The organism is Enterobacter cloacae complex sp. GYL001, assembly GCF_049237125.1.
Classification (GTDB): Bacteria; Pseudomonadota; Gammaproteobacteria; order Enterobacterales; family Enterobacteriaceae; genus Enterobacter; species Enterobacter hormaechei_C.
Genome location: NZ_JBMKGW010000001.1, coordinates 659,638 through 672,987 on the forward strand (window position 1 = coordinate 659,638; position 13,350 = coordinate 672,987).

Below are 13,350 nucleotides of genomic sequence, written 5' to 3' on the forward strand. Positions count from 1 at the left end.
CGCTAATATCGGACAACTTTATGTACGGACTGGGGCTCGATGGCTACGATCCCGATAGCCAGCACGACGCGGCGGTGGCCTTTCGCATCCGCGTGGTGGCACAGGAACAATATATTCCGCTGCATCAGCACCGCAAAGGGCAGCTGATTATGGCGCTGGGTGGCGCGATCACCTGTGAAGTGGAGAACGCGATGCTGATGGTGCCGCCCCAGTATGCGGTGTGGATCCCGGGACAAACGCCGCACAGCAACAAGGCGACGCCCGGCGCGCAGCTCTGTCTGCTGTTTATTGAACCCGGTGCGCTCGAATTGCCGACGCGTACCTGTACGCTGAAAATATCGCCCCTGGTGCGGGAGCTGGTGCTGGCGCTTGCGGACAGGTCACGGGAGGAACTGCCTCTTCCCCCTACCGGAAGGCTGGTTGACGTCCTGTTTGATGAACTGCCCCTGCAACCGCAGGAGCATCTACAGCTGCCGGTATCTCCGCATCCAAAAATTCGCCTGATGAGTGAGACCATGGCAAACGAACCTGCCGCCTGGCAGACGCTGGCGCAGTGGGCCAGCCACTTTGCCATGAGCGAACGCAATCTGGCGCGGCTGGTGGTGAAAGAGACTGGCTTGAGCTTTCGCCGCTGGCGGCACCAGCTCCAGCTGATTGTCGCATTGCAGTTTTTGATCGGCGGAAAGTCGGTTCAGCAGGCGGCGCAGGCGCTGGGGTATGACTCCACCACCGCCTTCATCACCATGTTTAAGAAAGGACTGGGACAGACGCCCGCCCGCTATATCGCCAGCCTGACTACGACTTCCCGATAAACAGCGAAACCAGTCCGGCAGCAATCAGCGGGCCAACCGGCACGCCACGAAACAGCGCCACGCCTAACACGGTGCCCACCAGCAGCCCGGCCACCAGTGAAGGCTGGCTGCTCATCAGCGTCACGCCGCGCCCGCCAAGCCATGAGACAAAAACGCCCACCGCAATCGCCACCAGCGATTTCCAGTTTACAAAGGAGTGCAGCAGCGTTGAGGCCGGTAGCGTTCCGCTGGCAATCGGGGCCATCACGCCGATGGTCAAAATAATGATCCCGATGGTAAGCCCCTGTTTTTCTATCCACGGGAAGAAGGTATTCAATGGTGTGACGCGAACGATGATCAGGACCAGAATGGAAATCGCGACGGTGGTGTTGTGGCTGACAAAACCCAGAGCAGCCAGGGCCAAAAGTATGAGCAGTGTAGGGTCGAACATGACGGGATCCTTGCCAAAAATAGTAAGCCTGCTTACTTTACGCGCAAACGCGACGGCAGGCAGGCTTTACTGAAAAAATTGTCTATTTTTGGGCACTTGCCTGACGTCAGTCCACCAGCTGCTGGATAAGTGGACTTCCCTCGCGGATAAACACCGGGATGGTTTCCAGCGCCGCAGGCACCCGGATATGCTCCCCACCGGCGTAGCGCTCACCGTTGAGAGCGACCCAGCTATTGCCCGTCGGCAGCCAGACATCGCGCTCACGCTGACCGGCCTGCATAACCGGCGCCACCAGCAGATCTTCGCCAAACAGATACTGATCTTCACACGCCCAGCTCTGCTTATCCTGCGGATATTGCCAGAACAGCGGACGCATGAGCGGGTCTCCGTGCAGATGAGCCTGCTGGTACAACGCGTCAATATACGGGCGCAGGGTTTCGCGCACGGTAAGCCAGTGCTGCATGATGGCGTAATTCTCTTCTCCGTAACTCCACAGCTCATTAGGCGAACCGCTGTTACACTGAGGAATGCCGTCACGGTAGCGCTCCGGGGGCTGGATCTGCGGTTCGCGATAGCCGTGCATGCGCAGAACCGGTGTAAACACCGCCCACTGGAACCAACGGATCAGCAATTCGTGGAACGCCGGGTCGTTAACGTTCCCTCCCTGGAAGCCACCGATATCGGTTGTCCACCATGGGATCCCCGCCAGCCCCATATTCAGTCCCGCGGCGAGTTGATTGCGAAAAGCATGGAACGAGGAGTGGACATCACCCGACCACGCCAGCACGCCGAAGCGCTGGCTGCCTGCCCAGGCACAGCGTACCAGGTTAACAATGTCGGTTTCACCATTTGCCTGGAGCCCATCGAAAAAGCCCTGCGCAAAGTCACGCGGGTAGCGATTGCCCACTTCCAGCACCGGACCGGCGTGGTAGCGATAGTTGTCAAAATCATAGGCGCGGTATTCCGGCTCCGCTTCGTCCAGCCAGAACAGCTTAATGCCCATGTCGTAGTAATTTTTCTTCACCGTATCCCAGACGAATTTCCGCGCCTCAGGATGGGTCGCATCAAAGAAGGTGGTATTGCCCATAAAATCGAGGTTGACCTGCACGCCACGTTCACTGCTGACCAGCCAGCCTTTGGCTTTCATCAGCGGGTAGAGAGGGCTGCGCGCCTCTACCGTTGGCCACACCGACACCATCAGCGCAATACCCATTTCGCGCAGCTCGTCGACCATCCCTTCAGGATCGGGCCAGTCTACGGGGTCGAAGCACCAGGTGCCCTGATTCGGCCAGTGGAAAAAGTCGATGACCATCACCGACAGCGGCAGATTACGGCGGCGATACTCCCGCGCAACCTCCAGCACCTCCTGCTGGGTGCGGTAGCGTAATTTGCACTGCCACAGCCCGCTGATAAACGCCGGGGCGGAGGGCGGAGTACCGGTGGCTTTCACATACTGGCGGGTGATATCCGCCACCGTATCAGCGGCGGTGATCCAGTAGTCCATTTCTCCCGTCACGCGGGCGCGCCATTCCGTCTGATTTTTTGCAAAGCTGGCTTCACCAATCGCCGGGTTGTTCCAAAGCAGGCCATAGCCAAGGCTGGACTGCATAAAGGGCACGCTGGCCTGGGAGTTGCGCTGCGCCAGTTCCAGCGTACAGCCTTTCAGATCCAGCCACGGCTGTTGATACTGACCCATGCCATAGATGCGTTCATCCGGACGCGATTCAAACCGGACGGTGAGCTGATATTTCCCCCCCATTAGCGGCTTAAATTCGCGGCCATCCAGCTTCAGGGCGCTGACATATTTATCCTGACTTTTCTCGCTGGCACCGATACCCACCGTTGAGCGCTGGCGCCACATCTCCTCCAGCAGCAGTTCGCCGCGCTGATTGTAGAAGGCCAGCTGACCTTTAAGGTTCAGCGTCGCGGTAATATTGCCGTTGCGCAGCGTCAGGCTTTCCGCTTCGGCGACAATCTCAGCCTGGCAAGGGGCGGCGGGCAACAGTGCCTGTAAAGCGTCATCAAAAGCCGGAGAGCAGGTGGCCCTGACGCGCAGGCTGTTTTCCCCCCACGGTTCAATACGCAGGATCTGGCGTTCAAAACGCCATTCGATGCTGTTGGAATGTTGGATCAGCTCACTCATGGATAACGCGTCCTTCTAAACAGGGTGTTTGGCAAGATGGATGGATTGCATTGTGCTGTCGTCGAGCTTGTACCAGCGCAGCGTGGCAAACGCGCAGAGTGACAAGACGCCAGGCACGACGGTGAAGAGGGCGATGATGCAGTACATGGCCGTGGTGGTCTGTTCCGGGGCATTGGCGACATAGCCGCTTAAGCCCAGCGTCCAGCCAACAATCGCGCCGCTGATCGCCATCCCCAGCTTGAGTACGGCGAGGAAGGTGGAGAAGATCACGCCGTCCATGCGTTTGCCCTGTTTCCATTCGCCGTAATCGGCGACGTCCGCCATCATTACCCACATCAGCGTGGTGGTGGCCTGGTAAAGGGTGGAGACGATAAACGTCATGGGCACCAGAATAAGCACTGACTTCGGCGCAAAGAACAGGGCGATGCTGAGTACCCCCGCCAGTACGGAACAGTATCCAAACATCTGCACTTTGCTGACGTTCTGCGTCAGACGTTTGGCCAGCGCGCTGCCTGCGGCTTTCCCGAGAATATGCGCCCCGAGCATCCACATAAAATAGCTCGCGCTACCGAGATAATAAGTCACGAAATACATCATTGCGCCAAGGCGAATAACGCCAAAACCAATGTTGGTTAATACCAGGACGGCGACAACCCGCCATTGGTCGTTTCGTAATAAATCCCGCAGTTCCGCAAGATAATTATTGTGGGTAGCGGGAGCCTTAATACGTTCACGCGTATTGGCGAAGCAGATCCAGAACATGATGACCGCGACGGTCGCCATAATGGCCATCGCCCAGCGGTAGCCCAGTAATTTATCATCGCCGCCTAAAAACTCTGCCAGCGGCATCATAAAGAATGTCGACAGCGCGCCGCCTAGCGTGGCCAGGAAAAAGCGATAAGACTGGAGGGAAATTCGCGCATCGTTGTCGGGCGTAATCACCGCGCCCATGGAGCAATAGGGAATATTGATTGCGGTATACATCAGCATCATCAGGGTATAGCTGACGGTGGCGAAAATCATTTTACCGTGCAGATCGAGCGATGCCGGCACAGCGTAGGTCAGCAGACAACTTGCGCCAAAGGGCAGCGCCAGCCACAGCATCCAGGGGCGGAATTTGCCCCAGCGCGTGCGCGTCCTGTCTGCGATATAGCCCATCGCCGGGTCTATTATGGCATCGGCGGTTCTCGCCAGAAGAAACATGGTGCCCACGAATGCGGCAGGTAGCCCCACCACGTCCGTATAGTAAAACGTCAGAAAAATAATGACGTTATCCAGCCCAATATGGCTCGCCATATCGCCTAACCCATAACTGATTTTTTCTTTACGGGTAATTATTTCGGTCATTGTATTCACCTTGCCAGTGTAAGGTTTATTTATGAGGTGCTCCGTAAACAGGTTTAACCAGGATGAAAAGGTTAACAATTGCGAGATCTGGCATTGGGGTTACGTAAATTTCTTTTCGTGATACCGGTAACAAATAAAGTATTTAAACAGTGACTTTATACGGGGGAAGGATAGTTAACAGCGAATCGTTTCAGCGGAAAAATAGTTATTTCGCGGACGCGTCATTGTCATTTAACTGTCATTGTGCGGGGGTAAAAAAGAGGCAAATGGGCAAAGCAGAGGGCATCATGAACGATCCTATGTTTGTCGAAACGCTGATTATCTCCTCATCGTTTTTTATCATCGCGATTATTTTGATTGCTTCCGTGCTGCTGCTGGAAAACGGCTGACCGTTAGCCAGCCGCTGTATTTACTGTTTACGGAACGTCACCAGTTCAGGACGAGCGATACGCAGATAGTCCTGGGTATCCATAATCACCGATTTTTCCAGCAGGCCGGCGTTAAACGCGATCTCGTCGAAGCGCTCAAACAGCAGCGGATCGGCGACCAGCGTCAGATCCGGGTGAAAGCTGAAGGGGGGAATGGCGCCGAAAACGCAGCCGGTAAGCGCATCCACTTCAGCCGGACTGGCGAGCGAGGCCTTTAGCCCACCGAAATGACTGGCCAGCAGGCTCAGATCGGCCTGCCGATCGGCGGCGAGGATTGCCAGAATATGTTTCTTAACGCCGTTGCCTTTTACCTTGCAGACCAGTGCTTTTGCACCCTGTCGGAGATCGGTCCCGCGAATTTCACTGACCGCTTCGCATTTCCCAACGGCCTCATGCGCCACCACGCGAAAGCGCGCCTCCTGCTCGGTTAATAAGCTGATTAGCTGCTGATGGGTCGTCGTCCCGGTCACGTCATCAGACATAACGATTTCACCTGTGATTTGCCAATACGTAGCTTGCTACATTAGCACGGGACGGAGAGGGCTGAAAGAAAACAGCCAGCGGGCGCGCTGGCTGTTGGGTCATGCGTTGCTGGTGGACGACTGCTTCTGGAACAGTTCCCGGAAGACCGGATAGATGTCATCCTGGTCACGAATGTGCTGCATCGCAAAGTTATCGAACATCGCTTGCAGATGCTCATACTCACGCCACAGCGTCTGGTGGGCGCGACGGGTAATTTCAATGTAGCTGTAGTAACGCACCACCGGCAGGATCTTCTTCGCCAGAATTTCATGACACAGCGGCGAGTCATCCGCCCAGTTATCGCCATCCGATGCTTGCGCGGCGTAGATGTTCCACTGCGCCGGATCGTAGCGCTCCTTCACCACCTCATCCATCAGCTTCAGGGCGCTCGACACGATGGTGCCGCCGGTCTCCTGCGAGTAGAAGAACTCATGTTCATCCACCTCTTTCGCCTGAGTGTGATGGCGGATGTAGACCACCTCCACGTTCTTATACGTTCTGCTCAGGAACAGATAGAGCAGAATATAAAAACGCTTAGCCATATCCTTGGTGGCCTGATCCATTGAACCTGACACGTCCATCAGGCAGAACATCACCGCCTGGCTGGAAGGCTCCGGCCGTTTTTCGTAGTTCTTGTAGCGCAGGTCGAACGTGTCGATAAACGGCACCCGGTCGATCTTCGCCCGCAGTTCGGCGATCTCTTTTCGCAGGCGCTCCTCTTCCAGCAGTTGCGCCGGTTCGGTGTTTTCCACCACTTTCAGGCTGGTTTCCAGCTCGCGCAGTTCGCGCCGTTTGCCTGCCGTCATCGCCGTGCGTCGCGCCAGCGAGTTTTGCAGTGAACGCACCACGCTGATGTTGGCGGGCACCCCGTTTGCGGTATAACCCGCGCGATGGGTTTTGTATTCGTTGAGCTGACGGTGCTGATTCTTTCTCAGATTCGGCAGGGCCAGATCCTCAAACAGCAGGTCGAGATATTCGTCTTTTGAAATCTGGAAGACGAACTCGTCCTGGCCTTCACCGTCCTGGCTGGCCTGTCCCTGACCGCTGCCAGAACCGCCGCCTCCGCCATGTGGCCGCTCGATTCTGTCATTCTGGACGAAGTGGTCATTACCTGGGTGCACGCGATGGCGAAGGCCGCCACGCCCCTGATGAAACATCGGTTCGCTGATGTCATCGTTAGGGATGGAGACGGATTCGCCGCTGTCGACGTCGGTCACCGAGCGTTTGTTGATGGCCTCGGAGATCGACTGTTTAATTTGCGCTTTATAACGGCGCAAGAAGCGCTGGCGATTCACCGTGCTCTTGTTTTTGCCGTTAAGACGCCGGTCAATAAACCAGGTCATATATCCCCCGTACTGCATTTGCCAACTTGCAGCGTCCGTAAGTGCCGGACATTTTGTTGGCCCGGTAAGCGCGTTACCGGGCACTTGTTTTAAGACGATTTACGCACGCGCAGATACCATTCACAGAGCAGGCGCACCTGTTTGCGGGTATAGCCTTTCTCCATCATACGGTCGACAAAATCGTCGTGCTTTTTCTGCTCGTCGGTTGAGGTTTTGGCGTTGAACGAGATGACCGGCAACAGCTCTTCCGTGTTAGAGAACATTTTCTTCTCTATAACCGTGCGCAGTTTTTCGTAGCTGGTCCAGTTCGGATTGCGGCCATTGTTATGTGCTCTGGCGCGCAGCACGAAGTTCACAATCTCGTTTCGGAAGTCTTTCGGGTTGCTGATCCCGGCTGGCTTCTCAATTTTTTCCAGCTCTGCGTTCAGGGATTCACGGTCAAACAACTGGCCGGTATCCGGGTCGCGGTACTCCTGATCCTGGATCCAGAAGTCAGCGTAGGTGACGTACCGGTCGAAGATGTTCTGGCCGTATTCAGAATAGGATTCCAGGTAGGCGGTCTGGATCTCTTTGCCGATAAACTCGGCGTATTTTGGGATCAGGTAGCCTTTCAGGAACTCCAGGTAGCGTTCAGCCTGCTCCTGTGGGAATTGTTCACGTTCAATTTGCTGTTCCAGCACGTAGAACAGATGAACCGGGTTGGCGGCCACTTCCGCGTGGTCGAAGTTAAAGACGCGGGAGAGGATCTTAAACGCGAAACGCGTCGACAGACCGTTCATCCCTTCGTCGACCCCGGCGTAATCGCGGTATTCCTGGTACGATTTCGCTTTCGGGTCGGTATCCTTCAGGCTTTCGCCGTCATACACGCGCATTTTTGAGTAGATGCTGGAGTTTTCCGGCTCTTTCAGGCGCGACAGGATCGAGAAGCGCGACAGTGTTTCCAGCGTTCCCGGTGCGCAAGGGGCATGAACCAGCTCACTGTGGTTGAGCAGTTTTTCGTAAATCTTGATCTCCTCGGAGATCCGCAGGCAATAAGGCACTTTGACGATGTACACACGGTCAAGGAACGCCTCATTGTTTTTGTTGTTACGGAAGGTCACCCATTCAGATTCGTTAGAGTGGGCGAGGATAATCCCGTTAAACGGCAGGGCGGAAATACCTTCCGTCCCGTTGTAGTTCCCCTCCTGGGTGGCGGTCAGCAGCGGATGCAGCACTTTGATCGGTGCTTTAAACATCTCGACAAATTCCATAATCCCCTGGTTGGCGCGGCACAGCGCACCGGAATAGCCGTAGGCATCCGGGTCGTTTTGCGCGTGATGCTCCAGCTTACGGATATCGACTTTACCCACCAGCGCCGAGATATCCTGGTTGTTCTCGTCACCGGGTTCAGTTTTGGCAATGGCGATCTGCTCGAGGATAGACGGCCACACTTTCACGACGCGGAATTTGGTGATGTCCCCGCCAAACTCGTGCAGACGTTTTGCCGCCCACGGCGACATGATCGTACCGAGATAGCGATGCGGAATGCCAAACTCTTTTTCCAGAATCTGCGCATCCTCTTGCGGATTAAACAGGCACAGCGGATGGTCATTGACCGGGCTGCGCTCGCCGTTGGCGCTCAGCACATAGATCGGCACGCGCTGCATCAGCGCTTTCAGCCGTTCAGCCAGAGAGGATTTACCCCCACCGACCGGACCCAGCAGATAAAGGATCTGTTTCTTCTCTTCCAGCCCCTGAGCGGCATGCTTCAGGTAGGAGACGATCTGCTCAATGGCGTCTTCCATGCCATAGAACTCTTCAAACGCCGGGTATCGGGCGACCACCCGATTCGAAAATAGACGGGAAAGCCGTGGCTCCAGGGCAGTATCAACCATGTTTGGCTCACCAATAGCCATCAATAGCCGTTCTGCCGCATTGGCATAGGCACTGCGATCTTGCCGACAAATGGTAAGAAACTCCTGCAGTGTGAACTCTTCGTCCTTGGCAGCTTCGTAGCGCTGGCGATAGTGATCGAATATATTCATGGCATGCCGTCCTTTCGTTTTTTAGCACAGGATAAGAGCCGTTCGTATGAGTAGTGGAGGCTCCCGGAAGAGAATTTTTCGCACCTCACTGCCAGAGCAGCAACCTGTGTGCCAGGTCGAAGGCTATGAACCGCAGGGTGTTCAGCAAAACCTCTTCTTAAATTAAAGCGTAGATGGCAATTGCAAAACTTGCATACGGATAAAATCTACTTTCAATGACATATCAATAACTCATCCAAAAATTTCCACTGCGGTTATAAGCGAAAAGTGGGTTTTTCATTTATCGGTCACATAAATGAAAGCGGGATGTCATCTGAAAAATGAAAAATAACGGGTTAATCAAACGGATTAGCGCGCAAAAAATTTTGGGATGTACGGGAATGGCGGTTACACTTCACCCGCTGATTATTTGACTACAGGAAAGAATGGATTGTGACCAAACTCAAACTTCTGGCATTGGGCATCCTTGCCGCTACCGCAGCGAGCACCGTACAGGCTGAGAGCCAGTGGACTGTTGGCGCGGGTGCTGGCGTGATTAACAGCCCGTACAAGCAGTATGACCGCGACGTTTATCCTGTCCCCGTTGTCACCTATGAAGGCGATAACTTCTGGTTCCGTGGGTTGGGCGGTGGCTACTATCTGTGGAACGATACGGCCGATAAGCTCTCCATCATGGCCTATTACGATCCAACGCACTTTAAACCAGGCGACAGCGACAGCAATGCGCTTCGTCAGCTGGACAAACGCAGAAGCTCACTGATGGCGGGGCTTTCTTACGTCCATAATACCGAGTATGGCTTCCTGCGCACTGCGCTGGCGGGCGATACCCTGGACAACAGCAACGGCTTCATCTGGGATCTGGCGTGGCTTTATCGCTATACCAACGGCGCAGTGACGCTGACGCCGGGTATTGGTGTGCAGTACAGCAGCGAGAATTACAACGACTACTACTATGGCGTGTCTAAAGCGGAGTCTCGCCGCAGCGGTCTGAAGAGCTACAGCGCGGATGATGGCTGGGACCCGTACCTGGAACTCACCGCCTCGTATAACTTCCTCGGTGACTGGAATGTGTACGGTACTGGCCGTTACATTCGTCTGAGCGATGAGGTGAAAGACAGCCCGATGGTCGACAAGTCCTGGTCTGGCATCTTCTCCGTGGGTGTGACCTACAAGTTCTGACCAGAACGTGATGCATTAAAACGGGGCGCTAGCGCCCCGTTTGTTTTTTATGATGCCTGAACAATATTAGCGCTTCACAATCTTGATCGTCTGGCCTAAGCGGGACGGTTTTTCTTCGCTGGTTTTCTGCGGCGCGGTCACGCACGCGGTTTCCACGCACACGAAGGTCTTGTAACCGTCATCCGGGATATCCGCCATGCTGACGGAAAGGGCAGGGCCCGGGTTCCAGCCCACCACGTTGCTGTGGTGGTGATGAACCACATCAATACCGCGGTTCAGCGCGCTGTCGTGGATGACGCTACAGGCTTCCGGGTGCAGATACACGCGGTCGGTACGATCCGGGAAAGTCTGCACGCCGTCGTCCAGCTTGCCTTCTTTCGCGTTATCCACTTTGTCGATAAAGGTATCGCCAAGTCCGCTCACCTTAACGGCCTGAATGTCGCCTACGTTGAAATAGGTGTGCAGGGCGGACGTTGTTTCGAATTCGCCGTGCGCTTCCAGTTCAATTTCGCAGGTTTTACCCAGCTTGAAGCGGGCATACAGGGTGAACTCATGTGGCCACAGGGCGCGCGTTTCATCATTCGCCTGGAGTTCAAAGGTCAACACCGCACCGTTTTCATCTTCGTTGTGGGCTTTCAGCGTCCACTGCTGGTTACGGGCGAAACCGTGTGAGGGTAAACCCTGCTGCGCTGACGGGCCAAACCATGGCCAGCAGATCGGTACGCCGCCGCGGATCGCCGCCCCTTTTTTGAACGAGGTGGCCTCGCTCAGCCACAGGCCTTCTTCTTCACCTTCTGGTTTCCAGGAGAGCAGATGGGCGCCATTGAGTGCTACGGAGGCTTTAACGCGCGGATGATCAACAACGATGATATCAGCACCGTCGATCTGACGGCGGGAGAGCACAGGGGTAAGTTGTTCGACTACCGGAAGTGCAAAAATTTTATTAATCATTAAGCAATCCTCTGTCTAAAAACAATAAAAAAGGCGACCGAAGTCGCCTTTTAGGATCAAGCACTCATCTCAACTTATTTGGAGATGTGAGCGATCAGGTCCAGTACTTTGTTAGAGTAGCCAGTTTCGTTGTCGTACCAGGAAACCAGTTTCACGAAGTTGTCGTTCAGTGCGATACCTGCTTTAGCATCGAACACGGAAGTGCACACTTCGCCGTTGAAATCGGTAGATACAACGTCGTCTTCGGTGTAACCCAGAACGCCTTTCATTGGGCCTTCGGAAGCAGCTTTGATTGCTTTCTTAATTTCTTCATAAGAAGCAGCTTTTTCCAGACGAACGGTCAGGTCAACAACGGATACGTTAGGAGTTGGAACGCGGAACGCCATACCAGTCAGTTTGCCATTCAGTTCTGGCAGTACTTTACCTACTGCTTTAGCAGCACCGGTAGAAGATGGGATGATGTTCTGAGCCGCGCCACGGCCGCCGCGCCAGTCTTTGTGAGACGGGCCATCAACGGTTTTCTGAGTAGCGGTGGTTGCGTGAACGGTAGTCATCAGACCTTCGATGATGCCGAAGTTGTCGTTGATAACTTTAGCCAGCGGTGCCAGGCAGTTGGTGGTGCAGGATGCGTTGGAAACGATGTCCTGGCCAGCGTAAGTTTCGAAGTTTGCACCGCGAACGAACATTGGGGTGTTGTCTTTGGAAGGACCAGTCAGAACAACTTTCTTCGCACCCGCAGTGATGTGTTTACGTGCAGTTTCGTCGGTCAGGAAGATACCGGTAGCTTCAGCTACAACGTCAACACCGATTTCGTTCCATTTCAGGTTAGCTGGGTCTTTCTCAGCAGTAACGCGGATGGTTTTGCCATTAACAACCAGGTGGCCGTCTTTCACTTCAACGGTGCCGTCGAAACGACCGTGAGTTGAGTCGTACTTCAGCATGTACGCCATGTATTCAGCGTCCAGGAGATCGTTGATACCAACGATTTCGATGTCAGAACGTTTCTGAGCAGCACGGAAAACAATACGGCCGATACGGCCAAAACCGTTGATACCTACTTTGATAGTCATATATTCCACCAGCTATTTGTTAGTGAATAAAAGGTTGCCTGTAAAATTACAAAAACCTTACGCAGCGTCAAGCGGAATCGTGTCAATCATTGCGACAAATCAATCCTGTGACTAACGTTTGTGCGACTGACTCGCCTCACTTTCCCTTTGAGCTAGCAACCACATGGGGGCTGCGCCCGGAATTTTAAAGGCCTCGCAGGATTAAAATGTGAAATTGATCACAATTGCCTGACCGCCTTTTCGCGACACATAAGTTTAGAACAAAAGTGCACGCGCGGGTGTTAATGTTTTGTTAGAATCTGGGTTAAAAGATGTCTGTTTCAACAGCGAGATGTAAGCATATGTCGAACCAACGTAACCCCGACGATTTGAAAAAAAACCTTACAGAGATGCAGTTTTACGTGACGCAAAATCACGGCACAGAACCGCCGTTTTCCGGGCGTTTGCTGCACAATAAACGGGAAGGCGTCTACCATTGCCTGGTGTGTGATGCACCGCTGTTTAACTCCCAGACGAAGTACGATTCTGGCTGCGGCTGGCCGAGCTTTTACGAGCCTGTCAGCGATGATGCGATCCGCTACCTGACGGACACCTCGCACGGCATGGTGCGCACCGAAATTCGCTGCGGGAACTGTGACGCCCATCTCGGGCATGTCTTCCCGGATGGCCCGCAGCCGACGGGGGAGCGTTTCTGCGTAAATTCGGCTTCCATGAGCTTTACCGATGATGAAAACGGCGACCAGACCAAGGGTTGAAAAAACGATTCAGCAAATTATTCCTTTGAAAGGGAGAGATCATGAATATTGATGACATGATTGCAGGTATGACCCCGGAGGTTTATCAGCGTCTGGTAACGGCCGTTGAGCTGGGAAAATGGCCGGACGGTGTGGCGCTCACACCTGAGCAAAAAGAGAACAGTTTGCAACTGGTGATGCTGTGGCAGGCGCGTCACAATACCGACGCCCAGCACATGACCATCGACACAAACGGTCAGATGGTGATGAAAAGCAAGCGCGAGCTGAAAGAAGAGTTCGGCATCGCGCCGAAGCCGATTGCGACCTTCAAATAAAGCTCCCATGTAGGCCGGGTAAGCGCTAGCGC

13 protein-coding genes are annotated in these 13,350 nt (G+C 54.4%); 5 read left to right on the forward strand and 8 right to left on the reverse strand.

Annotated features, from left to right (window positions below; all coding sequences use genetic code 11):
- Nucleotides 1-20: 20 nt before the first annotated feature.
- Nucleotides 21-812: an AraC family transcriptional regulator gene (locus tag ACOTWU_RS03155; RefSeq protein WP_058686308.1), complete on the forward strand. Its 792-nt coding sequence runs from the start codon at nt 21-23 to the stop codon at nt 810-812.
- Here the strand turns inward: ACOTWU_RS03155 and ACOTWU_RS03160 are convergent.
- The 3 genes from ACOTWU_RS03160 to ACOTWU_RS03170 all read right to left on the reverse strand — a co-directional run bounded on the left by ACOTWU_RS03160 (nt 796) and on the right by ACOTWU_RS03170 (nt 4,732).
- Nucleotides 796-1,242: a DUF441 domain-containing protein gene (locus tag ACOTWU_RS03160; protein WP_003857881.1), complete on the reverse strand. Its 447-nt coding sequence runs from the start codon at nt 1,240-1,242 to the stop codon at nt 796-798. The two genes, ACOTWU_RS03155 and ACOTWU_RS03160, sit on opposite strands and share 17 nt — an antisense overlap.
- 106 nt (nt 1,243-1,348) lie before the next feature.
- Nucleotides 1,349-3,385, reverse strand: a complete 2,037-nt coding sequence (locus ACOTWU_RS03165) for a TIM-barrel domain-containing protein (RefSeq protein WP_126498930.1) — start codon at nt 3,383-3,385, stop codon at nt 1,349-1,351.
- Between the two features lie 15 nt (nt 3,386-3,400).
- Complete coding sequence (locus tag ACOTWU_RS03170; RefSeq protein ID WP_047726891.1) at nt 3,401-4,732, reverse strand: glycoside-pentoside-hexuronide (GPH):cation symporter; 1,332 nt, start codon at nt 4,730-4,732, stop codon at nt 3,401-3,403.
- A 287-nt stretch (nt 4,733-5,019) separates the two neighbouring features.
- On the opposite strand from ACOTWU_RS03170, the gene yoaI reads away from it, so the two are divergent.
- On the forward strand, nt 5,020-5,121 hold the full coding sequence (gene yoaI, locus ACOTWU_RS03175; RefSeq protein WP_017384693.1) for a small membrane protein YoaI: 102 nt from the start codon (nt 5,020-5,022) through the stop codon (nt 5,119-5,121).
- A gap of 20 nt (nt 5,122-5,141) precedes the next feature.
- Here the strand turns inward: yoaI and ACOTWU_RS03180 are convergent, their stop codons facing one another.
- From ACOTWU_RS03180 to yeaG, 3 genes are all read right to left on the reverse strand, one after another.
- The gene (locus ACOTWU_RS03180) at nt 5,142-5,642 is read right to left on the reverse strand and encodes a YbaK/prolyl-tRNA synthetase associated domain-containing protein (RefSeq protein WP_032653242.1); all 501 of its coding nucleotides are present in this window, start codon (nt 5,640-5,642) and stop codon (nt 5,142-5,144) included.
- Nucleotides 5,643-5,741: 99 nt separating this feature from the next.
- Nucleotides 5,742-7,025 (reverse strand): DUF444 family protein, encoded by a 1,284-nt coding sequence (locus tag ACOTWU_RS03185; protein ID WP_252049305.1) that lies wholly within the window; start codon nt 7,023-7,025, stop codon nt 5,742-5,744.
- Nucleotides 7,026-7,114: 89 nt separating this feature from the next.
- On the reverse strand, nt 7,115-9,049 hold the full coding sequence (yeaG, locus tag ACOTWU_RS03190; protein WP_006809140.1) for a protein kinase YeaG: 1,935 nt from the start codon (nt 9,047-9,049) through the stop codon (nt 7,115-7,117).
- 432 nt (nt 9,050-9,481) lie between these two features.
- Between yeaG and ACOTWU_RS03195 the strand changes: the two genes are divergently transcribed.
- Entirely contained in the window at nt 9,482-10,228 is a 747-nt protein-coding gene (locus tag ACOTWU_RS03195; RefSeq protein WP_017384691.1) for a MipA/OmpV family protein, read from the forward strand.
- A 66-nt stretch (nt 10,229-10,294) separates the two neighbouring features.
- Here ACOTWU_RS03195 and ACOTWU_RS03200 read toward each other — a convergent pair whose 3' ends face one another.
- Nucleotides 10,295-11,179: a D-hexose-6-phosphate mutarotase gene (locus ACOTWU_RS03200; RefSeq protein ID WP_032104146.1), complete on the reverse strand. Its 885-nt coding sequence runs from the start codon at nt 11,177-11,179 to the stop codon at nt 10,295-10,297.
- A gap of 74 nt (nt 11,180-11,253) precedes the next feature.
- Nucleotides 11,254-12,249 carry a glyceraldehyde-3-phosphate dehydrogenase gene (gene gapA, locus ACOTWU_RS03205; protein ID WP_006809136.1) on the reverse strand — a complete coding sequence of 332 codons (996 nt, stop codon included), beginning with the start codon at nt 12,247-12,249 and terminating at the stop codon, nt 11,254-11,256.
- A gap of 341 nt (nt 12,250-12,590) precedes the next feature.
- Between gapA and msrB the strand changes: the two genes are divergently transcribed.
- Together msrB and ACOTWU_RS03215 are read left to right on the forward strand one after the other, a co-directional pair.
- Complete coding sequence (msrB, locus tag ACOTWU_RS03210; protein WP_003857865.1) at nt 12,591-13,004, forward strand: peptide-methionine (R)-S-oxide reductase MsrB; 414 nt, start codon at nt 12,591-12,593, stop codon at nt 13,002-13,004.
- Nucleotides 13,005-13,045: 41 nt separating this feature from the next.
- Nucleotides 13,046-13,318 (forward strand): YeaC family protein, encoded by a 273-nt coding sequence (locus tag ACOTWU_RS03215; RefSeq protein ID WP_017384688.1) that lies wholly within the window; start codon nt 13,046-13,048, stop codon nt 13,316-13,318.
- Nucleotides 13,319-13,350 lie beyond the last annotated feature (32 nt).